The sequence below is a fragment of the Stenotrophomonas maltophilia group sp. msm4 genome, from assembly GCF_032025605.1.
Lineage (GTDB): Bacteria > Pseudomonadota > Gammaproteobacteria > Xanthomonadales > Xanthomonadaceae > Stenotrophomonas > Stenotrophomonas sepilia.
Genome location: NZ_JAVSKK010000001.1, coordinates 1,257,584 through 1,277,054 on the forward strand (window position 1 = coordinate 1,257,584; position 19,471 = coordinate 1,277,054).

Genomic DNA, 19,471 nt, shown 5'->3' on the forward strand with positions numbered 1-19,471 from the left:
GGCATGCGCTGCTAGAAGGCCACCTGCAGGCGGGTGTTGAAGGTGGTGCCTTCATCCCTGCCCTGGCCGTTGCCACTGCGGTTGCGGGTCTGCCAACGGATCGCCTCGAACATCACGCGGCTGAAGTCGTTGAGATACCAGTTCGCACCCAGCGTCCACGCGTGGCCGGTACCGCCACTGGGCAGCTCGGCATAGTCCACGTCTTCGTAGCGCCCTTTCAGTTCCCATGCCCCGGCGCCGCCGCGGGTGACAGGATCGGCCACTTTCACCCGGCCCCAGGTGCCGGCCTTGCCCGAATAGGCCGGCCTTGCACCGGCCAGGAACCAACCCGCCGAGATCGCCCAGGCCTGGTGATCCAGATCGTAGCGCCCGCTGGCGTCGGCCCCGCGCAGGTTGCGCGTACCCCATTCGCCGGTCGCCCAGGCCGGCCCGAAGAAGCCTGCCAGTTCCGCGCCATGGGACGTGCTGCGCTCGGCGCCCAGCAGTGTGCCCGGCGCGATCTTGACCAGGTCGTTGAAGTGCCCGGCGATGGCCGAACTGCGGACGACGCCGCTGGCGCTTGCGGCAATCTCCTCGTGGAAGGCCCAGGCCCCCAGGTGCACCGTGACTGCGTCGTTGGCCACCGGGTTCCAATGCACGCGCGTGGCCCAGGTCTGGCTGTCGTTGTCGGTGCCGGCGTTGTTGAGATCGTTGCCGGCCACCGACAGGCTGGCATGCCAGTTCTTGCCGTACACGCGCTCGGTCAGGCCGACACCGAACAGGCCGCGCTGCGGCAGCATCAGCGTGCCGACCACGTTGCGATCCTGGAACGGCGTGTTGGACGTGCTGCTGGAGCCGTCGATACCCCGGTCGTTGAGGCGGTTGCCCACGGTCAGGTCGGCCGGCAGCCCGAACAGGCGGTGGTCAACGGTGGCGTAGACCGACTTCCACGCCACCGCGTTGTCGGCGAAGTCACCTTCCACCGCCCAGCCGAGGATGCCGTAGCGGCCTTCGGCGCCCAGCCGCACCGAGCGGATCTCGGTACCGGAGATGTTGCGGTCACTCACTGACGATCCATCGGTGCTGGATGCGTCGACGAACAGGCGTCCGCGCGGACGGAACACCACGCTGCCATCGGCACTGCTGAACTCCGGTGCGCCCTTGGACCAGGTGACCTTGGGCGCCTTGGCCTGGCTGGATTCCAGTGCGGCGACGCGGGTGTCCAGCGCGGGGGCCTGCGTTGCGGCCGCCGCACCGGCGGTGCTGTGCCCGCCCTCCACGGCGCGGAGGCGTGCTTCCAGTTGCTGGATCTGCAGTGCCTGCTGCTGCACCAGGCGTGACAGCTCAGCCTGGCTCAGCGGCGCGGGCAGCGAAGACGTGGACTGGGCGCCGGCATGGCCACTGGCCAACAGCAGGCCGAGCGCGACCGACAGCGCTGCCAGCGGCAGCACGGTGGAATGGTTCATGGACTCTCTCTCCGGCCAGCCGGCCCCTGGCCCGGCGCTGGCCTGTTGCGGTGGTGCGGGGGAAGATCGGGGGAGGAAGCGCGCGCCGCCGGATCGGCCCGGCGGCGCGGCAGGCGGGCTCAGCCCGGCCCGGTCAGCTGGTGGCCTGGGCCTGGGCGTTGGGACGCCAGGTGATCAGCTTGTTCTCGACCACGTCCAGCAGCGCGTCGATGACCAGCACGAAGGCGGCAAGGATGATGATGCCGGCAAACACACCGACGGCGTTGAAGTTGCCTTCTGCCTGCGCAATCAGGTAACCCAGGCCCGCCGAGGCGCCGAGGTACTCACCGATGATCGCGCCGACCACGGCGAAGCCCACCGAGGTGCGCAGCGAGGACAGGATCCAGCTGGCTGCTGCCGGGAAGTAGACATGGCGTAGCAGGTCGCTGCGGCTTGCGCCCAGGATGCGGGCATTGGCCAGTACCACCGGATTCACCTCGCGTACGCCCTGCATGGCATTGAAGAACGTGGTGAAGAACACCAGGGTGACCGCCAGCGCCACCTTCGACCACAGGCCCAGCCCCAGCCACAACACGAAAATCGGGGCCAGCACCACGCGCGGAATTGCGTTGAAGCCTTTGATGAAGGGATCGAGGATGCGCGCCGAGCGGCGGCTCAGGCCCAACCAGACACCGCCGGCCACGCCGAGGCCGGTGCCGATGATGTAGCCCAGCGCGGTTTCGGTCAGGGTGATGTAGACGTGCTGGTAGAACGACGTATCGGACAGCCAGGTCCAGGCCTGCTGCACGATCGCCGTTGGCGAGGGGAAGAAGAACGGATCGATCACGCCCAGCGCGATGCCGCCCTCCCAGCCGCCGAACACGGCCACAACCAGGGCCAGTTGGATGAACTTGTCAGTCTTGGCGTGCATAGCTCTTCTCCACTTCGCCGCGCAGGCAGGCCCAGATGTCGCGGTACAGGTCGGTGAAACGGTCATCCAGCTTGATCTCGGCCACGTTGCGCGGGCGTTCCAGATCCACGTCGAAGCTGCGCACCACGCGGCTGGCCGGACCGGATGACAGCACCACCACGCGGTCGCCCAGGGCGATCGCTTCTTCCAGATCGTGGGTGATCAGGATCACCGAGCGCCGGTCCTCCTGCCACAGGCGCAGCAGTTCGTTCTGCATCAGGTGCCGGGTGTGGATGTCCAGCGCCGAGAAAGGTTCGTCCATCAGGATCACCTTCGGCTCGACGATCAGCGCCTGCGCCATCTGCACGCGCTTGCGCTGGCCACCGGACAACTGGTGCGGATAGCGGTGCTCGAAACCGGCCAGGCCGACCTTGGCCAGCCACGCGTTGGCCTTGGCCTTGCGTTCGGCTTCGGGCACACCGCGGAAGCGCAGGCCGAGCTCAACGTTCTGGTAAGCCGTCTTCCACGGCAGCAGCGCGTCCTGCTGGAACAGGTAGCCGACCGACTCCTGGACGCCGCTGACCGCACGGCCATCGATGCTGACCTGCCCGGACGACGGCTTCAGCAGGCCCGCCACGGAATTGAGGATGGTGCTCTTGCCGCAGCCGGTCGGCCCGACGATGGCAAGGAACTCGCCGTCCCCCACCTGGATGTCGACATCACGGACGGCGGTGAATTCGCCGAAGGACATGGTCACCTTGTTGATGGCGACCATGGTCTGTGCAGGCTCCAGCTGCGGTGCGCCATTGAGCTGGCGCACGGTGGCATTGAGGGCCATGGGGTTACCTCCGCTTACGGTTGGGCAGCCGGCGCCGCGGCGTTGGCACGCTCGACGAAGGCATTGGTGTAGGTGCGGGACAGATCGATGTTGGCCTTGGCCACATCCGTATTGAACTCGCGCAGCACCTTCAACGGCGTTTCCAGATCAGCCGGCGTGAAATGACCGTCGCGGGTGAAGATCGCGCGGGCGTTCTCCACCGCGCGCGCATAGGTGGCGCGGTCGCCGGAGACGTAGCTGTCCGGCAGCGCCGCAACGATGTCTTCAGCACTGTTGTCGGCGATGAACTTCAACGCCATCTGCTCGGCGCGGGCGATCTTCTCGGCCGCTTCGGGGCGCTTGTCCAGGAAGCTCTGGTTGGCGTACATCACCGAGGTCGGGTACAGGCCGCCATAGACCTGGCGGGCGCCGTCATCGCTGCGCGCGTCGAGGAGGATCTTCCCGACCTTGCGCTCGGTGATCAGGGTGGCGGCCGGGTCGTAGTTGACCAGCAGGTCGATCTTGCCCTGCTCCAGCGCGGCCACCGCAGCCGCGCCCGAGCCGACGCCGATCAGCGAGACACTGTCGACCGGGATATCGTGCTGAGCAAGGAAGTGACGGACGAAGAAGTCCGACGATGAGCCCGGCGCGGTGATCCCGACCTTCTGGCCCTTGATGGTTTCCGGGCGTGCCGGATCGAAGCTGGCATCCTCGCGGCCGGCCATCACCAGGCCGGAGTTGCGCGAGAGCAGCACGAAGGCCACCACGTCCTTGCCCTTGGCCTGCATCTGGATGGTGTGGTCGTAGAAGCCGACGGCCACATCGGTGGAATTGGCCACCAGCGCCTGCAATACCTTGGAGCCGCCCTGGGCGAAGTTCTCGGTCTTCACCTGCAGGCCGACGTCCTTGAAGTAGCCCTTGGCGTCGGCAATGAAGAACGGCAGGTTGTTGAGGTTGTAGGAGCCGACGCTGATGCGTACCGGTGCATGGTCACCACCGCCGGCGGATGCGCCTTCGGTGCGCCCGCTGTTGCTGCATCCGGCCGCGGCCAGACCAGCCGCGCACAGCGCGGCCATCAAGAACTGCTTGTACATCATCCCTCCCAGGAGTGAAGCATCTACGTTGTAATGGCGGGCATGCGCACCTGCGCCGGCCCGTCCGGGTTCAGATCATGCCGCTGACGTCCATTGGCGGGCTTGGGTGGAACCGGCCACGGCAAGTGCTGGCGTGGTGGCAAACACGCGTCCTTCGAACAGCCGGCGTGCGGTGCGCACGACGCTGGCAACGACCGGCGCGTCCTGCGAGCTGCGACTGAGGCCCACCTCCAGGGCCCCGCTCGGATGTTCGAGGGTAATGCTGCCGGGAACGGACAGGCATCCGACCAAAGTGTGGGCCAGCGTGCCCGGCGTAACAGCGGCGGTGGCCAGGCCGACCGCGCCGGTAATGGCCAGCGCGGTGTGGCATTGATGCGGCATGAAATAGCGCACCTGCAGATCGCCCCCATGTTGCGGCGCCGACAGCAGCACCGGCTTCGGAATGACCTTGTTGCCGGCGTCAGCGATGCCCATGCGGGCGCCCGCCTCGATGCGCAGCGCTTCCAGCCGGCGCATGAATACCGCGTCCGCGTTCAGTTCGGCGGGCGGGGCATCGCCGCGCACGCCCAGGTCTTCGGCACGCACCAGCATCATCGGCATCGCGCAGTCCACCAGACTGACCGGCACGCCATCGATGGTCTCCTGCGCGTGGCCGCTGGGCAGCAGCTTGCCGGTGCGGGCGCCTGCCGCATCAAGGAAAGCGAGCCTGACCGGCGAGGCCGAGCCCGGCGCGCCGGCAATGCGCGTGTCACCGCGGTACACCACGTTGCCGCCGGGCGTTTCCACCGTGGCGATGATCAGCTTGCCGGTGTTGACGTTGTGGATGCGCACCTCGGTCTGCGGATCCTGCGCCTGCACCAGCCCACGCTCGATGGCATACGGGCCTACGGCCGCCAGCATGTTGCCGCAGTTCGGCGAGGTATCCACCACCTGCTGCTCTACCCGCACCTGGGCGAACAGGTAGTCGACATCGGCGTCCGGACGGCTGGAGCGGTCGATGATCGCCACCTTGCTGGTCAGCGCGTTGCCACCGCCGATGCCGTCGATCTGCAACGGATGGCCCGAGCCCATCACTTCCAGCAGCAGGCGATCGCGTTCAGCGATGTCCATCGGAAGGTCGCTGGCCAGGAAGAACGGGCCTTTGGAGGTGCCGCCGCGCATGAGTACGCAGGGAATGCTGAGCAGATCGTTGGACATACGTGTGCTAGATTGATGCGTATAGGGGATGAATGACCCCTCTGTGATTCGATACTGGCATGACCCCAATTGATCTGTGAATTGCTGATTTTTGGATGATTGATACCCCATGAGCATCAATTGCGAAATCCTGGATCTACGCGCCTTCCTGCTGGTCTCGGAGACCCGCAGCTTCCACCGCGCCGCAGAAATCCTGCACGTCTCCCAGCCAGCACTCAGCCGCCGCATCCAGAAACTGGAGCAGGCGGTGGGGTCGCCGCTGCTGGAGCGCACCACGCGCAGCGTCAGCACTACCGCCGTCGGCGAGAACCTGCTGCCGCTGGTGCGTCGCATGCTGGAGGAGTTCGATGGCTCGCTGTTCTCACTGCGTGGCCGCGAAGACACCCGCGGCGCTACCGTGACCATCGCGTGCCTGCCGACGGCGGCGTTCTACTTCCTGCCCAGCGTGATGGCGCGTTTCCACGAAGCGCACCCGAACGTGCGCTTCCGCATCCTGGATATCCCGGCCACGGAGGGTCTGCAGGCAGTGGAACGTGGCGAAGTGGAGTTCGGCATCAACTTCATGGGTGCCAACGATCCGAATCTCGATTTCGACGTGCTCGCTGAAGATCCATTCGTGCTGGCATGCCGGCGCGATCATCCTCTGGCACGCAAGCGCAAGGTGGAATGGGCCGATCTGGCCGAGCACCAGCTCATCACCGTGCACCGCACCAGCGGCAACCGCACGCTGCTGGATGGTGCGCTGGCGCGCGAGAACCTCAAGTTGAGCTGGCACTACGAAGTGACCCACCTGTCGACGTCACTGGGCATGGTCGAGGCGGGCATCGGCGTGTCGGTGCTACCGAAGATGGCCACGCCGGACGGGGATCACCCCACCCTGGTGACGCGCGCGATCGGCAACCCGGTGGTGTCACGCACGATCGGCATCGTCCGCCGCCGCGGCGCCCTGCTCTCGCCCACGGCGGAGCGATTCCTGCAGATGCTGATGAGCCAGTGGCGCGGGGAGGCGTGAGCAACTGCGCGGTTCACGCGCCTATGCGTTCCGGCGCGCCAGACGCTGGCAGGGCCGCCCTTCATGACGAAGCCGCGAAGATCGACGCAATACCTGCAAGCGATCCCACGGCCACCCACGAGAGCGTGGCGAATGCAACCAGCAACACCTTCCGGTGCACGACCTGCGCTTCGTTCCGGGGCTCCGGCCGCCGCGCATAGGGCCTGGAGAAACCCAGGAGTTCGCCGGTGACTGTCAGCGCCCCCATGAAGATCAGTGCGGTCACGCAGAAGCCAAAAATGGAACCAATGAGGGCCACATGCTGGGCATCGCCAGTAGCCGGCTGAGTGCCGGCCAAACCCTCTACAAGCTGGCCCGTCCACCGTGCGGGCAGCCAGGCCAGGGCGGCGACAATACCGAAGTGACTGGCCACGTTGATCCAGAACCAGGATGTGGTCTTCATGACGTCAGCGTTTCCGGTGTTGGCCAGTGGTGGGCATGGTGACGCCTGCGTCAGCCCCGCACAACCCTGCATGGGGAAGCCGGCCAGCGGCCGGCACTACCCGGGCGATCAGCCTGCGGTTTCCAGCCCCTTGCCTGCCGCATCCATCCGCAGCGAGGCCAGGTATCGGCCGTACTTGCCAACGAAGATGCCGGTGAATCCGCCTGCCAGCAGCAGGTAGGCGGCATTGAAGCCAGCATTGGCGGACAGCGACGGCGACACCGCAAATGCGACTTCGAACCAGTACTTCACCAGGAAAGTGACCAGCAGCAGCGGCAGCAGGCTGAAATCCGCGTTGCGCCAGAGCTTGCCGGTACTGCGGTCCAGCGTCAGCTTCAACCGATTCAGCAGCAGCCAGGCAAGCGCGGCGCCCGTGGCGATGCCGGCCAGCCATTCGCTCCAGGCGCTCAGCGACGCGCCGAAGCGATGGCTGACCGACCACGCACCCCAGACGGCGAACAAGGCGGGTACGATCGCCAGCTTCTGCAGCGAGGTCTCGGCCGGCTTCATGGCGGCGATGCCACGGGTGACCAGGAAGGCCAGGAGCAGCCAGACCCAGATCGGCGTCTGCGAGGCGAGATGCTGGAGCATGTTCATGAGCGGTCCCCTTGGTGAGTGGTGGCGAGATGCGCTCGCCTTGGCGCTCACTATTCGCTTCCGCCCGGGTTGCAGCCAGTGACAGCTGTCAGCCTTCGGGGATTACGCTGCGGGCACTGGAAATGCGCCGCCGGTACCGCGCCATCCACTCCAGCGACGGCGCAACGCCACCGAACGGGAAGAAATGCGGGCTGACCGGGCCATGGGCGCTGGTCAGCCCCTTCACCAGGCGGTCAACGAACACCTCCGGCCCCGCCGTTCCCAGCAGCCGGCCGATCGAGATGCCATACCGGGCCAACATCGATGCACTGGCGCCCACGCCGCACATCGCGGCGTAGCGCAGCAGCCGGGGGATGCTTGCCGGCCCCGGCACACCGACCAGCACCGGAACGCTGATGCCACGGGCGCGCAGTCCATCCAGCCAGGCCAGCACGGTATCGGCATCGAAGGCGAACTGGGTGACGACCAAGGGGGCCATGCCACGTGCTTCGATGGCCTGGCATTTTCCCTCCAGCGCCTGCCAGCGTTCGTCACTGCTCATTACAGGATGCCCTTCCGGGTGCCCGCCGATAGCAACGACCTTGATGCCGCACCGTTCCAGAAGTCCGGCCTCGATGATCGAAATGCTGTCTGCAAACGGTCCAGCAGGCGTGGCGAGGTCACCGGCGATCACCAGGCACTGCTCGACACCAGCCTCGCTGGCCGCGCGCTCAAGGAACCGCCCGAGTACCGCGCGCGAGCCGATACGGCGCGCAGACAGATGCGGCATCGGCTCGAAGCCGAGCGCGCGCACCGTGCGTGCGGCGGCCAGGCGTGCGTCGTCATCCTCGCTGGCCAGCCAGGGAATGGAGATGATCGTGCCGCGCGGTATGCGGTCAGCCTCGGCGCGCAGCGCGGGCATGGCCTTCGCGCTGACCTCCAATGAAAAGGTGTTGATGAAGGCTTCCGCCCGCAGTGATCCAGGTACGGGCATCAACGGGCTCCGTCTGCGTTGCCGGCAAGCGGCGAGCTGTTGCGGGCCAGCTCGATGAAGGCCTGCAGGTAATCGATGCTGGTATCGGCCTCGCGCGCACCCAGATAGATCTGCTTGGGGATGCCCTTGGCACCCAGGCGTACGGGCACCACGTCCATGCGCGCGGCGTACTCCTCCACCAGCCAGCGCGGCATGGCGGCCACGCCGCGGCCGCTGGCCACCATCTGCATCATGATGTCGGTGGTTTCAATGGCCTTGTGGCGCCGCGGGGTGATGCCGGCCGGCAGCAGGAACTGGTTGTAGATGTCCAGGCGCTCGAACGGCACCGGGTAGCTGATCAGCACTTCCTGGCTGAGCTGGCGCGGCTTTACGTGGTCCACCTTGGCCAGGGCGTGGTTGCTGGCCACCACCAGCACCTGCTCGTAGTCGAACACCGGGATGAACTTCAGGCCTGGCTTCAGCAGCGGGTCGGGGGTGACCAGCAGGTCGATCTCGTAGCCGAACAAGGCGCCGATACCGCCGAACTGGAATTTCTGCTTGACGTCCACATCCACATCCGGCCACGCGGCCAGATACGGCGAGACGATCTTCAGCAGCCACTGGTAGCAGGGGTGGCATTCCATGCCGATGCGCAGCGCGCCGCGCTCGCCCTGGGCAAACTGGCGCAGGCGCTCCTCGGCCAGGTCCAGCTGCGGCAGCACCCGGTTGGCGACTGCCAGCAGATATTGCCCGGCCTGGGTCAGCCGCAGGCTGCGGCCTTCGCGCAGCCAGACATCGGTACCCAGCTGCTGCTCCAGCTTCTTCATGCTGTGGCTGAGCGCCGACTGGGTCAGGTTGAGCACGCCGGCCGCTGCGGTGAGCGAGCCCTGCTGCTCGACCTGCTGCACGATGCTGAGGTGGATCCGCTCCAACATAAAGATGAATCTCACTCATGGATAGGTGAAGTAATACCATTTTACGTCATGGAAAGGCATGGCTAGGATCGGGTCATGCCTTCATCCCAACGCCCCCTCCGAATCGTCGCCGTCTCCGGTGGACTGCAGCGCCCCTCCCGGGCCGCCACCCTCGCCGAGCACCTGCTGGGCCTGATCGGCGACAACATGCGCAGCGAACAACAGCTGATCGAACTCGGCGAACTGGCGCCGCAGCTGGCCGGTGCGCTGTGGCGTTCGCAGCTCCCGGAGGTTGTCGAGCGCCAGCTGGTGGCCGTCGAACGGGCCGATGTGCTCGTGGTGAGCACGCCGGTCTATCGCGGCTCCTACACAGGGCTGTTCAAGCACTTCTTCGACTTCATCGACCAGGACGCGCTGGTCGATACCCCCATCCTGCTGGCCGCGACCGGCGGCAGTGACCGCCATGCACTGGTGATCGATCACCAGCTGCGGCCGCTTTTCAGCTTCTTCCAGGCCCGCACCCTGCCCCTGGGCGTGTATGCCACCGACCGCGATTTCGCCGAGGGGCGCGTGCACAACGAAGCGCTGATCCAGCGCGCACGACTGGCGGTGCAGCGCGCAATGCCGCTGCTTGCGCTGTCCAATCGCCGCGCGCCAGTCGCCGCCGCTGAGGCCATCGAAGCCCTTTGAATGCCAGATGCCGCCGACCTGCATCTGGATGTCACCCTGCAAACGGAACGCCGCCCATGACGAACGACGCTTTCACCTTCAGCATCACGCGCATCCCGTTCAACGAGGACTACCAGCCGGCCGAAGGCACGCGCATCACCACCAACTTCGCCAACCTGGCGCGCGGCGCGTCCCGGCAGGAAAACCTGCGCAACACCATCCGCATGATCAACAACCGCCTCAATGATCTGGCGCATTGGGACAACCCAAGCGCCGATCGCTACGCGGTCGAGCTGGACATCATCTCGGTGGAGATGCACATCGATGGCAACGCGGGCAGCGACCCCTTTCCCTTGATAGAAGTGCTGCGCCCGACCATCGTCGACACGCACACCGGCGCACGCACCGAAGGCATCGTCGGCAACAACTTCTCGTCCTATGTCCGTGACTACGACTTCAGCGTGGTTCTTCCGGCCAGCAACGAAGGCAAGGACACCTTCGGCCTTCCGGAGGGCTTTGGCGACCTGCATGGCAAGCTGTTCCAGCACTTCCTGCGCTCGGACGCCTACCGCGCCAACTTCAGCAAGGGGCCGGTGATCTGCATCAGTGTTTCCAGCAGCAGGACCTACCACCGCACCGAAAACCACCATCCGATCCTGGGCGTGGAATACCGCCAGGGCGAGTCCTCCCCCACTGACCAGTATTTCGACAAGATGGGCCTGCAGGTGCGCTACTTCATGCCACCGGGCAGCGTGGCGCCGCTTGCCTTCTACTTCCAGGGCGACCTGCTGGGAGACTACTCGAACCTGGAACTGATCGGCACCATCAGCACGATGGAAGCTTTCCAGAAGATCTACCGCCCGGAGATCTACAACGCCAACTCCGTGGCCGGCAAGGTCTACCAGCCCAGCCTGAAGCACCAGGATTACTCCTCCACCCGCATCGTCTACGACCGCGAAGAGCGCAGCCAGCTGGCCGTCAAGCAGGGCCGGTTCACCGAAGAACACTTCATCAAGCCGTACCGCGCCGTGCTTGAGCAGTGGGCCGCCCGCTGATCCATCGATTTCCCATTCGCCCCCAGGACACACCACACGATGCCGACGAAGACGCTGCTCCCCACCTCCACCGCAGGCAGCCTGCCCAAACCCTCCTGGCTGGCCGAGCCCGAGAAGCTCTGGTCACCCTGGAAGCTGCAGGACGAAAGCCTGATCGAGGGCAAGCAGGACGCCCTGCGCCTGTCCCTGCAGGAACAGCAGCATGCCGGCATTGATATCGTCAGTGACGGCGAGCAGACCCGGCAGCACTTCGTCACCACCTTCATCGAGCATCTCAGCGGCGTCGACTTCGAGAAGCGCGAAACCGTGCGCATCCGCAACCGCTACGATGCCAGCGTGCCGACCGTGGTCGGCGCAGTGAGCCGTCCGAAGCCGGTGTTCGTGGAGGATGCGAAGTTCCTGCGCCGGCAGACCACGCAGCCGATCAAGTGGGCGCTGCCCGGCCCGATGACGATGATCGACACGCTGTACGACGCGCACTACAAGAGCCGCGAAAAGCTGGCCTGGGAGTTCGCGAAGATCCTCAACGAGGAAGCGAAGGAGCTGGAGGCCGCCGGCGTTGACATCATCCAGTTCGATGAGCCGGCCTTCAATGTGTTCTTCGACGAAGTGAACGATTGGGGCGTGGCCGCGCTGGAGCGTGCGATCGAAGGGCTGAAGTGCGAGACCGCCGTGCACATCTGCTACGGCTACGGCATCAAGGCCAACACCGACTGGAAGCAGACGCTGGGATCGGAATGGCGCCAGTATGAAGAGTCGTTCCCCAAGCTGCAGACCTCCAACCTCGACATCATCTCGCTGGAATGCCACAACTCGCACGTACCGATCGACCTGATCGAGCTGGTGCGTGGCAAGAAAGTGATGGTGGGCGCCATCGACGTGGCCTCCAACACGGTGGAATCGGCGGAGGATGTGGCCAACACGCTGCGCAGGGCGCTGCAGTTCGTGGACGCCGACAAGCTCTACCCGAGCACCAACTGTGGCATGGCGCCGTTGGCGCGCGACGTGGCCAGGGGCAAGCTGCGCGCACTCAGCGCGGGGGCGAGGATCGTACGTGAGGAGCTTTCGGCGTAGCCCTGGCTGGGGATGTGTTCCCGTTTCGGCGCGGGGAGGATGGAACCTGGCCTGGTACAGACCAGGCTCCACCTCGCCCCTGCACCTCGGGCCTGGCGGCCGTCATGCGCGGCCGTGGCGCCAGCGCTTCCTTGATCCGCCCCATCTCCCCTGCCCCGGCTTCGGCCAGGCGCCGGGCCTGCTGCCGCTGTTCCCGCGTGAGCGCCGGAGGCGGTGGAGTACCGGCATCCACCAATCGCGCCACCGCATCGCGCAGAGGCAACTGCGGGCAGAGCCGTGCAGCACACCAGCGCTCGGCGTAGCGCTTGGCCTGACGGGTGCTGGTGGCGGACACGACCTTGACCTGTGACATCTTGCGTGCGTCCAGGTACAGACGGAACCCGAGCGCGGCATGCGGCACGATACTGGCCACCGAACGGCCGTTCCACCACAGATCCCAACGCTCGCCGCTCTGCACCCAGCCCGAGGGCCGGCGGGCCATCATGAAATCGGGAGCGCTGGAGGGCGAATGCATGGCCGTAAGAATACGGTCGGCCGTCGCATGGACTGAGATTGCGGAGTGGCGCTGGCAACCTCACAACGCTTCTGCCGCAGTGAAGCCCTCTTTACCACTCCCCTCTTTACCACTCTGGGCCGAGCAGTTTCTCCACCTCGGTTTCGAGCCTCTTGGCGGCTTCCTCCTGCGAGGCCACCTTGATGCACAGCCCGGACTGGGCGGGCCCGAGGGTCAACCGGTAACGGTTGATGGTGCCGCCGCCGTCGCCATCCAGTTCCACCCGGGCCACCCAGGTTCGGCCATTGGCGTTGAAGGTCCAGCCCTGGTAGTCGAACATCGTTGAGTCCACCGCAACGCCCTGAATGGCTCCCACCTTATGCGGGGAGGTGTGACACCCCGCCCGATGCTCGCTTCCTGTTCCTCTTTCCTCATCTGGGCGGCCGTGACCGTGGCGACCCTCGGCCTGCTGTTCCGGCCATTCCGCATTCCGGAGTACGTGTGGGCACTGGGGGCTGCTCTTCTGCTTCCACTGCTGGGAACGGTGCCGTTCGGCACGACCTTGCACGCGGTGGCCGAGGGCCGCGATGTCTATCTGTTCCTGATCGGCATGATGATGCTGGCCGGGCTGGCCCGGCTGGCCCGGCGCGAAGGCCTGTTCGACCCGGCACAATCATTCCCTGGCACGCAAGCGCAAGGTGGAATGGGCGGATCTGGCCAAGAGCCAGTTGATCACCGTGCACCGCACAAGCGGCAACCGCACGCTGCTGAATGGTGCGTTGGCGCGTGAGAGCCTCAAGCTCAGCTGGCACTACGAAGTGGCCCACCTGTCGACTCATTGGGCATGGTCGAGGCCGGCATCGGCGTGTCAGCGCTGCCGAAGATGGCCACGCCGGACGGGGATCACCCCACCCTGGTGACACGCGCGATCGGCAACCCGGTAGTGTCGCGCACGATCGGCATAGTCCGCCGCCGTGGTGCCCTGCTCTCGCCCACGGCAGAGCGCGCCACCTCTCCTGCCCGCAGCAATTCCCTGCGGCGCCTACTGAAGGCTTCCTCGGTCCCGGTGCCTCATACCGGGTCGAGATTCAGATCGGCAACCTTGCCGAAGGGCATGACGGTCAATGCCTTGCAGCTTCCCTTCTCGATTGAATCACTGGGATTCTCAGCGGATTTTACGATCCCGTAGCCTGAGCCGCTCTTGTTGAAGACGGCGGCGCCGCTGTCACCGGACGCGCATGCAAGTTCGGAGCCTTCCACTCTTCCCCAAGTGGGTGCACAGACTGCAGCGCCACATACGCCCAACGGGGCGTGCTGCACCGATGTGACGGTTCCGCAACTGAAGCCGGTGCGAGCCCCTCGGAAGCAAAGGAGGCCATGCAGTGGAAGGTCCGCATGGATCAGTATCAATGCCTTCGTCTGGTACTCACCCTTCAATTCTGCGAACACTTCCTGGAGCGGTGTATTTCCAGCAGGAAGCGAGTGCCATTGAACATCGTGACTACCGTCGAAGAGCGCGTCCTGGAATGTCAGTGGCATCATGACCTGCGGGCCACCAACCTCATGACCGTAATTGCTGTAAAGCAACTGATCATCGCAGTGCGCTGCCGTAAGGAGCCCTTTTACCTTGGTCAGCTTGTGCCGAACCGCAAGGCCGCTTGTGCACATCCTGCCATTGGCAGTCAGGATCGCCCCACCGGCGGTGTACGCCGAATTGCGGAAGGGATCCCTCCCAAGGATGATGTTGACCTTCAGCTTCGCAGCCTCTTCAATCTTGCGCTTGGCCGCTTCATACGATTTTGCATCGGCTCCACGAACCGAAACGTCAATCATGCCCAGCTCGGGGCGGCCGTCCACACTCACTGCATCAGGTATGAGTTCGACCACAAGTGGAACGACTCTATGCATGGTTTCGGAGAACTCCTTCTCCGTGTACGGATACCCCTCCTCGAACTCGACCCTGATGGATGAGTCACTCACTCTGAAGTGCCGGACCGCCTCCATCATGTTTCCCTTCAGTCCAACAACGAGGTGTTGATCGGGCATGTTTTCGATCGAAACAAATGCGAGCCGATCACTGTATCGCCGTTTCAGTTCGGCGATGACCGAAGGTAGCTCGGATTCAACTTCCAGCCTGCGCTTGGCGGTGTCGAGTGACACGCCGTTCGCACTCATGTAGGCCTTGGCAGCGATATCCGATTCCTTCTCCGAAAATGCCTGGCCTGCCGGCATGACCGCGAGACTCTGAGCTGACGCGAGAACAAGCAGAACTGATGCTAGCGACATCTAGGTTTCCTCCATGGAATGAGTTCAGGAGCCAGTGCCGGCTCCACGGCCGAAGGTAGCAGGAAACCTCTTTGCGCTCGGCGGGGCAGGAGGGCCATTCACCGTTTCGTGATGCATTGCGCGCTTCAACGCAGGTGTGCGTCGCGCCAGATCAAGCTTAGCGCTGGTAGTTCTTCAGAAACAGCCAGGTAATCAGCGCCGACCATCACGTGCTCGGTGCGCTGCTGCTGGGACGCGATGGAACCCGCGCGCAGGCTCCTCCGAGGCCGCTGCCCGGCATCGTTGATCGCATCGGCGGTGGCGATGCCTTTGCCGCCGGCATCGTGCACGGATTGCTGTCCGGGCTGGACGCAGAAAGCACCGTGCGCTTCGGACTGGCTGCGGGCGCGTTGAAGCACGCCATTCCCGGCGACTTCAGCCCTGCCCGCGAAGCTGAAGTCCGGGCGCTGATGTAGAGCGACCAGTTCGACGTTCGTCGCTGATCTCCCCCAGGATAATCCCGCTAGAATCCAACGGGCGCTGGAATCGCGCAGGGATCGCCCATGGATTACACCGGATACACGCGCAAATTTCCCAACAACCGCCCGCTGAATGCGTTTGATCGTGAGCACCGCCTGCTGCGGAAGAAGCGACTGGATGTCGCGCCGCTGGCGCAGCTGTGCGTGGTGAAGATGAATTCGAACTGCCTGGTTTCGGTGGATCGCTGGTTCGCCGCACGTGGCTTTGCAGCCCTGCTGGGCGCGATCGGCATTGCCTTCGGGCTGGGCGGCATGCTGATGCTGCTCTGGTTGCTGGTCGTGAACAGGCTACCGAACCAAAACGGCCTGTGGGAGGCGATATTCATAGGCATGGCGATGCTGGCCGTCTTCACTGCAGCGAGCATATGGGTAGCTTGCCTCGAGCTGTTCCGTTGGACCTACTATCCGATCGCGCTTGATCGCAAGCATCGGCAGATACACGTGTTCCGGCTGGATGGCACCACCCTCAGCGCGCCCTGGGACCGGGTGTATTTCACGCTTGGCCGCGGAACCGGAACCTTCGGATGGTACAACTGGGATGTCCGCGGACTGATCCTAGACGCGGATGGCGTGACAGTACGGGAGACGTTCGCGTTCTGCATCGCGACCTCCCGCATCGAGAACGCGCATGCCCACTGGGAGTTCCTGCGGCGCTACATGGAAGAAGGACCGGCAGCCGTCGTGGACGCGGTGCACTACTGCATGCCGCTGGACGGCAAGCGCGAGAGCTTCGCGTCCGGCAAGGAGCGCATCTTCGCCGAAGACGCGCAGCTCCCGGGTTTCATGTGGCTCACGATGCTGCCACTCAACTACCTGCACACGATCATGCGCTGGGTGGTGATGCAGACCAGCAGGATTCCGCGGTTTCCACCGGACATCGAGGCGTGCCTGACACCGGACGCCGGTGATCCCTGTGTCCGCGACGCTTCGATGAATCCACCGGACCTGCGCTGACCCATCAATGCAAAGGCACCTTCAGCACCGAAGGCGCGTTGGCTGGCGAGCTGAAGGTCACCGCACCGCCTAGCTGGCTGATGCCCGCATAGCGCAGGTCCACGGTATCGACCACCAAGGTCAGCCGGCTGCCGGTCGGGAGGTTCCAGCTGCTGGCTTCCAGGCGAAGATCGATGGTTCTCGGCTGGCCGGGCGTGGCACCGCGCAGGGTGTACGGCTTGTGGCTGATCAGCTGGCCGTTGCCCAGCATATCCTCGGCATAGAGGTAGGCATACAGCGTGGTGTCGGCGCGCGTGGGCGTCACCGTCAACCGCACTTCCGGTGCGCCATCCAGGCGGCGTGCACTCCAGTAGATCGGGCCTTGCCAGACGCCTGCGGCGTTGCGGTCAACGAACGGCACATAGGCGCCGGGCGGCAGGTTGAACATCTGCAGCGCGCCGGACGCCATCACCACGCCGGAGTTGGCGGCGGTCAGCAGGCCGCTGCCGATCCGGTAGTTCCAACCGGTGCCGCCACCGCTCTCGGCCAGCCCTCCGGTGGGCAGCAGCAGCCCGGTCGGCGCGGTCAGCCCGTAGCTTACGGCGCCGGTAGAGGTGGCCTGCCAGTCCGGATAACGTCTCCAGCTGCCCTTCTGCGACTTCAACTGCACCGCCGGCTGGCGGTCGATGCCATTGGCCACGCCCTTGAGGTAGTGGTCGAACCAGTCGCCCACCGCGGCATAGACTTCATTGGGAATGCCGAGCGCACCGAAGGCTTCGTTGAGGGCGTGGTCGCCATGGCGCAGCTGCAACTGCTTGGGTCCCTTCAGGCGGGTAAAGAAGTCGACCAGCTGGCCCGGCGGGAACAGGCTGTCGTTGAAGGCGTTGGCGAGGAATACCGCGGGTTGGTTGGCATTGATCTCATCAAGGCTGCTGGCCGGGCTGCGCTGTGCCGCTACCGGCAGCAGCGAGTCCACCGCCCCCTGGTAGTTGCCGACCAGCACATTGCCGTTGATGGTGGCCAGCTCCGCCCCGGGGCGGCCAGTGGCCAGGCCGGCTGCCACCAGCAGGGCGATGCCCTGTGCGCTGGGCGTGTCATGGCTGTAGAGCGACGCCTGCAGGTCGGCCCAGCCGCTCAGCGCGGCAACGGCCTTGATGCGCGGATCGCGTGCCGCCGCCAGCAGGCTGGTGCCGGCCCCGTAGGAGATGCCAGAGACACCAATGCTGGCCGGATCGGCCCGGGTGTTGGCCAGCGCCCAGTCGATCAGGGCACTGACATCTTCGACCGTGGCGGGCCCGGCGATGTCGATGCTGCCGCCGGACTCCCAGAAGCCGCGCGAGCTGTAGCTGATGACCACATAGCCGCGCTGCGCCAGCGACTGTGCCGCGCCCACGTACTCCACGCTGGGCACTGCCCAGCTGCTGGGCATCACCAGCAGCGGATAGCGGCCACTGCCGGCATCCTGGGGTTCGATGACGAAGGCCCCGAGGGGCGTGCCATCCCAGCTGGGGATGGTGCGATGGGTGGTCTTGACCGTGGCCGCCAGGGCCGTGGGCGCCAGCCCGGTCAGCAGGATCAACAGCAGCAGAACCTTGCGCATCGTTGTCTCTCCCCGTCGGTGGTGGTGCAACGGATCGGACCGTACCAGTGCGAATGGTGGCTGGCACCTTGCAACGCAACATGCCGCAAAGCGCGCCTTGCTATGCTTCAAGGCACTGCGGGCCCTCCGCAGTCTCCCATCAAAGCAAGGACGCCCCCGATGCACAGGATGCTCGTCGCAGGCACGCTCTCCAGCGTCGCCTATCTGTTCGCCCCTTCAGTGTTGGCGGAAGATGCCCCCGAACCGGCCAACGACTGCGCGGAGATTGCGCGGCTGATGGCCAACGAAGACTTTGCGGCACTTGATGCGATGGCCGCGCGTTTCCGCAAGGGCGAGCTCAACGCCGCCGGCCAATCCCGGCTCGGCCGTTTCTACATCTGCATGTCGCGTGCAATCGGCACGTCGCGGCAGGAGGTTCAAGCCTGGAACGACTGGTCTGCATGGGCGGCGCGCTGGGTTCAGCACGCGCCGAAGTCTGCGGCGGCCCACCTGATCACCGCACGGATTCCACTCAACCTGGCCTGGAGCTACCGCGGCAACGGTTACGCCAACACCGTCAACGCCGACGACTGGGCACAGTTCCATGAGTACAACGCGGTTTCGCGGGCCTACCTGCAATCGCATGAGGATGTTGCCGGCGGCGACCCGTTCTGGCACGAGATGAACGTGCTGATCGCGCTGCGCGAAAGCGCGGATGACGACGAAATGCTGGCGCTCGTTGATCGCGCAGCGAAGGCCTTCCCCGACTACGAACCACTGCACCTCATTGCCATGGAGTACTTCACGCCGGCCTGGGGTGGCAGCGCGCAGAAGATGGAAGCCTTCGCGCGGCACTCGATGGCCAGTGCACCGAAGAAGAAGCGGGCCATGCGCTACGCACGGCTGTACTGGTCGGCCACCGAATATTCGCCCGATCACTTCCGCGCAGCGAAGCCAGATTGGCCGCTGATGCGCCAGGGGCTGGACGAAATCGCCCAGCAGTACCCGACCATCGACAACCTGGAATCGATCGTCCGCTATGCCTGCCTGGCACGCGACGGCGACGCACTGGTCCGCTGGAATCGTTTGTGGTTGAGCCGCGCCGGTTTCGACGAGGCGGCCATTGCGCACTCGACCGAGCAAAGCAAGGCCGCATGCCTGGCGCCGGACGAAGAACAGGAAACATTCCTGTAGCGCCCGCCGCCGCAGGCCCAGGGGCGCAGCTGGCAGGCCTGCCGGGCGCCTAGCACGCGCGCGTGTCATCCACGCGCCGCGTGATCTGACATATCACCAGTGCTTGCGCATGATCACAGCTTCGCCCTTTCGTCATTGACCACAAGACGCCAGCTTGTGACGCTTATGACACCGCAGGGCTGATGGCCCAACAACGCGGCCAGGCTCCACCGCAATCCGCAGCATCCGTCTCCGCAGCATCTCCGCATGACCTCGCCCCGGCCAGGTCGTGA

Annotated in this window: 19 protein-coding genes and 3 pseudogenes; 9 read left to right on the top strand and 13 right to left on the bottom strand. The window is 65.2% G+C overall.

From position 1 onward, the window contains the following. Nucleotides 1–11 precede the first annotated feature (11 nt). The 5 genes from ROV93_RS05970 to ROV93_RS05990 all read right to left on the bottom strand — a co-directional run bounded on the left by ROV93_RS05970 (nucleotide 12) and on the right by ROV93_RS05990 (nucleotide 5,442). Nucleotides 12–1,445 (bottom strand): porin, encoded by a 1,434-nt coding sequence (locus tag ROV93_RS05970; RefSeq protein ID WP_072167089.1) that lies wholly within the window; start codon nucleotides 1,443–1,445, stop codon nucleotides 12–14. A gap of 133 nt (nucleotides 1,446–1,578) precedes the next feature. Beyond that, entirely contained in the window at nucleotides 1,579–2,355 is a 777-nt protein-coding gene (locus ROV93_RS05975) for an ABC transporter permease (protein WP_005409726.1), read from the bottom strand. After that, entirely contained in the window at nucleotides 2,339–3,172 is an 834-nt protein-coding gene (locus ROV93_RS05980) for an ABC transporter ATP-binding protein (protein ID WP_049467258.1), read from the bottom strand. The genes ROV93_RS05975 and ROV93_RS05980 overlap by 17 nt, the downstream gene beginning before the upstream one ends. A 14-nt stretch (nucleotides 3,173–3,186) precedes the next feature. Beyond that, nucleotides 3,187–4,245: an ABC transporter substrate-binding protein gene (locus ROV93_RS05985; protein WP_072167148.1), complete on the bottom strand. Its 1,059-nt coding sequence runs from the start codon at nucleotides 4,243–4,245 to the stop codon at nucleotides 3,187–3,189. Between the two features lie 75 nt (nucleotides 4,246–4,320). Continuing rightward, nucleotides 4,321–5,442, bottom strand: coding sequence for a 4-oxalomesaconate tautomerase (locus tag ROV93_RS05990; protein ID WP_088497594.1), 1,122 nt, complete (start codon nucleotides 5,440–5,442; stop codon nucleotides 4,321–4,323). Between the two features lie 109 nt (nucleotides 5,443–5,551). Between ROV93_RS05990 and ROV93_RS05995 the strand changes: the two genes are divergently transcribed. After that, the gene (locus ROV93_RS05995) at nucleotides 5,552–6,454 is read left to right on the top strand and encodes a LysR family transcriptional regulator (RefSeq protein ID WP_010485668.1); all 903 of its coding nucleotides are present in this window, start codon (nucleotides 5,552–5,554) and stop codon (nucleotides 6,452–6,454) included. A gap of 61 nt (nucleotides 6,455–6,515) precedes the next feature. Here the strand turns inward: ROV93_RS05995 and ROV93_RS06000 are convergent, their stop codons facing one another. The 4 genes from ROV93_RS06000 to ROV93_RS06015 form a co-directional block, all read right to left on the bottom strand. Continuing rightward, nucleotides 6,516–6,896, bottom strand: coding sequence for a hypothetical protein (locus ROV93_RS06000; protein ID WP_072167091.1), 381 nt, complete (start codon nucleotides 6,894–6,896; stop codon nucleotides 6,516–6,518). Between the two features lie 108 nt (nucleotides 6,897–7,004). Continuing rightward, entirely contained in the window at nucleotides 7,005–7,532 is a 528-nt protein-coding gene (locus tag ROV93_RS06005) for a DUF6622 family protein (protein WP_180890322.1), read from the bottom strand. Nucleotides 7,533–7,620: 88 nt separating this feature from the next. After that, complete coding sequence (locus ROV93_RS06010; RefSeq protein WP_072167093.1) at nucleotides 7,621–8,505, bottom strand: methylenetetrahydrofolate reductase; 885 nt, start codon at nucleotides 8,503–8,505, stop codon at nucleotides 7,621–7,623. Beyond that, entirely contained in the window at nucleotides 8,505–9,419 is a 915-nt protein-coding gene (locus ROV93_RS06015; RefSeq protein ID WP_072167094.1) for a LysR family transcriptional regulator, read from the bottom strand. The genes ROV93_RS06010 and ROV93_RS06015 overlap by 1 nt, the downstream gene beginning before the upstream one ends. A 75-nt stretch (nucleotides 9,420–9,494) precedes the next feature. Here ROV93_RS06015 and msuE point away from each other — a divergent pair, with 75 nt between their 5' ends. The 3 genes from msuE to ROV93_RS06030 are packed head-to-tail and all read left to right on the top strand — an operon-like array spanning nucleotide 9,495 to nucleotide 12,196. Then, nucleotides 9,495–10,088, top strand: coding sequence for an FMN reductase (gene msuE / locus ROV93_RS06020; protein WP_072167095.1), 594 nt, complete (start codon nucleotides 9,495–9,497; stop codon nucleotides 10,086–10,088). Between the two features lie 56 nt (nucleotides 10,089–10,144). Beyond that, nucleotides 10,145–11,122 carry a DUF1852 domain-containing protein gene (locus tag ROV93_RS06025; protein ID WP_072167096.1) on the top strand — a complete coding sequence of 326 codons (978 nt, stop codon included), beginning with the start codon at nucleotides 10,145–10,147 and terminating at the stop codon, nucleotides 11,120–11,122. Nucleotides 11,123–11,161: 39 nt separating this feature from the next. Beyond that, nucleotides 11,162–12,196 (top strand): methionine synthase, encoded by a 1,035-nt coding sequence (locus tag ROV93_RS06030; RefSeq protein ID WP_072167097.1) that lies wholly within the window; start codon nucleotides 11,162–11,164, stop codon nucleotides 12,194–12,196. Here ROV93_RS06030 and ROV93_RS06035 read toward each other — a convergent pair. Both ROV93_RS06035 and ROV93_RS06040 read right to left on the bottom strand, forming a co-directional pair. Then, on the bottom strand, nucleotides 12,153–12,710 hold the full coding sequence (locus ROV93_RS06035) for a hypothetical protein (protein ID WP_255299115.1): 558 nt from the start codon (nucleotides 12,708–12,710) through the stop codon (nucleotides 12,153–12,155). The two genes, ROV93_RS06030 and ROV93_RS06035, sit on opposite strands and share 44 nt — an antisense overlap. 106 nt (nucleotides 12,711–12,816) lie before the next feature. After that, on the bottom strand, nucleotides 12,817–13,029 hold the full coding sequence (locus ROV93_RS06040) for a hypothetical protein (RefSeq protein WP_072167099.1): 213 nt from the start codon (nucleotides 13,027–13,029) through the stop codon (nucleotides 12,817–12,819). A gap of 66 nt (nucleotides 13,030–13,095) precedes the next feature. On the opposite strand from ROV93_RS06040, the pseudogene ROV93_RS06045 reads away from it, so the two are divergent. Then, nucleotides 13,096–13,353, top strand: a pseudogene (locus ROV93_RS06045) (arsenic transporter); the annotation flags it as partial. Further along, nucleotides 13,343–13,695: pseudogene (locus tag ROV93_RS06050) on the top strand (LysR substrate-binding domain-containing protein); the annotation flags it as partial. The pseudogenes ROV93_RS06045 and ROV93_RS06050, both read left to right, overlap by 11 nt. Nucleotides 13,696–13,760: 65 nt before the next feature. Here the strand turns inward: ROV93_RS06050 and ROV93_RS06055 are convergent. Further along, entirely contained in the window at nucleotides 13,761–14,975 is a 1,215-nt protein-coding gene (locus tag ROV93_RS06055; RefSeq protein WP_070489134.1) for a hypothetical protein, read from the bottom strand. Between the two features lie 185 nt (nucleotides 14,976–15,160). On the opposite strand from ROV93_RS06055, the pseudogene ROV93_RS06060 reads away from it, so the two are divergent. Together ROV93_RS06060 and ROV93_RS06065 are read left to right on the top strand one after the other, a co-directional pair. Next, nucleotides 15,161–15,430, top strand: a pseudogene (locus ROV93_RS06060) (PfkB family carbohydrate kinase); the annotation flags it as partial. An 87-nt stretch (nucleotides 15,431–15,517) separates the two neighbouring features. Continuing rightward, nucleotides 15,518–16,447, top strand: a complete 930-nt coding sequence (locus tag ROV93_RS06065; protein WP_070489131.1) for a DUF6708 domain-containing protein — start codon at nucleotides 15,518–15,520, stop codon at nucleotides 16,445–16,447. Between the two features lie 4 nt (nucleotides 16,448–16,451). On the opposite strand, the gene ROV93_RS06070 is transcribed toward ROV93_RS06065, so the two are convergent. Then, nucleotides 16,452–18,026 (bottom strand): alpha/beta fold hydrolase, encoded by a 1,575-nt coding sequence (locus tag ROV93_RS06070; RefSeq protein WP_072167101.1) that lies wholly within the window; start codon nucleotides 18,024–18,026, stop codon nucleotides 16,452–16,454. A 159-nt stretch (nucleotides 18,027–18,185) separates the two neighbouring features. Between ROV93_RS06070 and ROV93_RS06075 the strand changes: the two genes are divergently transcribed. Next, complete coding sequence (locus ROV93_RS06075; protein ID WP_072167102.1) at nucleotides 18,186–19,199, top strand: DUF4034 domain-containing protein; 1,014 nt, start codon at nucleotides 18,186–18,188, stop codon at nucleotides 19,197–19,199. The last annotated feature ends 272 nt before the right edge of the window (nucleotides 19,200–19,471 follow it).

What these genes read in the sequence shown, in the direction of transcription:
- ROV93_RS05970 (WP_072167089.1), bottom strand. Translation starts at nt 1,445, where the DNA reads ATGAACCATTCCACCGTGCTGCCGCTGGCAGCGCTGTCGGTCGCGCTC.
- ROV93_RS05975 (WP_005409726.1), bottom strand. Translation starts at nt 2,355, where the DNA reads ATGCACGCCAAGACTGACAAGTTCATCCAACTGGCCCTGGTTGTGGCC.
- ROV93_RS05980 (WP_049467258.1), bottom strand. Translation starts at nt 3,172, where the DNA reads ATGGCCCTCAATGCCACCGTGCGCCAGCTCAATGGCGCACCGCAGCTG.
- ROV93_RS05985 (WP_072167148.1), bottom strand. Translation starts at nt 4,245, where the DNA reads ATGTACAAGCAGTTCTTGATGGCCGCGCTGTGCGCGGCTGGTCTGGCC.
- ROV93_RS05990 (WP_088497594.1), bottom strand. Translation starts at nt 5,442, where the DNA reads ATGTCCAACGATCTGCTCAGCATTCCCTGCGTACTCATGCGCGGCGGC.
- ROV93_RS05995 (WP_010485668.1), top strand. Translation starts at nt 5,552, where the DNA reads ATGAGCATCAATTGCGAAATCCTGGATCTACGCGCCTTCCTGCTGGTC.
- ROV93_RS06000 (WP_072167091.1), bottom strand. Translation starts at nt 6,896, where the DNA reads ATGAAGACCACATCCTGGTTCTGGATCAACGTGGCCAGTCACTTCGGT.
- ROV93_RS06005 (WP_180890322.1), bottom strand. Translation starts at nt 7,532, where the DNA reads ATGAACATGCTCCAGCATCTCGCCTCGCAGACGCCGATCTGGGTCTGG.
- ROV93_RS06010 (WP_072167093.1), bottom strand. Translation starts at nt 8,505, where the DNA reads ATGCCCGTACCTGGATCACTGCGGGCGGAAGCCTTCATCAACACCTTT.
- ROV93_RS06015 (WP_072167094.1), bottom strand. Translation starts at nt 9,419, where the DNA reads ATGTTGGAGCGGATCCACCTCAGCATCGTGCAGCAGGTCGAGCAGCAG.
- msuE (WP_072167095.1), top strand. Translation starts at nt 9,495, where the DNA reads ATGCCTTCATCCCAACGCCCCCTCCGAATCGTCGCCGTCTCCGGTGGA.
- ROV93_RS06025 (WP_072167096.1), top strand. Translation starts at nt 10,145, where the DNA reads ATGACGAACGACGCTTTCACCTTCAGCATCACGCGCATCCCGTTCAAC.
- ROV93_RS06030 (WP_072167097.1), top strand. Translation starts at nt 11,162, where the DNA reads ATGCCGACGAAGACGCTGCTCCCCACCTCCACCGCAGGCAGCCTGCCC.
- ROV93_RS06035 (WP_255299115.1), bottom strand. Translation starts at nt 12,710, where the DNA reads ATGCATTCGCCCTCCAGCGCTCCCGATTTCATGATGGCCCGCCGGCCC.
- ROV93_RS06040 (WP_072167099.1), bottom strand. Translation starts at nt 13,029, where the DNA reads ATGTTCGACTACCAGGGCTGGACCTTCAACGCCAATGGCCGAACCTGG.
- ROV93_RS06055 (WP_070489134.1), bottom strand. Translation starts at nt 14,975, where the DNA reads ATGTCGCTAGCATCAGTTCTGCTTGTTCTCGCGTCAGCTCAGAGTCTC.
- ROV93_RS06065 (WP_070489131.1), top strand. Translation starts at nt 15,518, where the DNA reads ATGGATTACACCGGATACACGCGCAAATTTCCCAACAACCGCCCGCTG.
- ROV93_RS06070 (WP_072167101.1), bottom strand. Translation starts at nt 18,026, where the DNA reads ATGCGCAAGGTTCTGCTGCTGTTGATCCTGCTGACCGGGCTGGCGCCC.
- ROV93_RS06075 (WP_072167102.1), top strand. Translation starts at nt 18,186, where the DNA reads ATGCACAGGATGCTCGTCGCAGGCACGCTCTCCAGCGTCGCCTATCTG.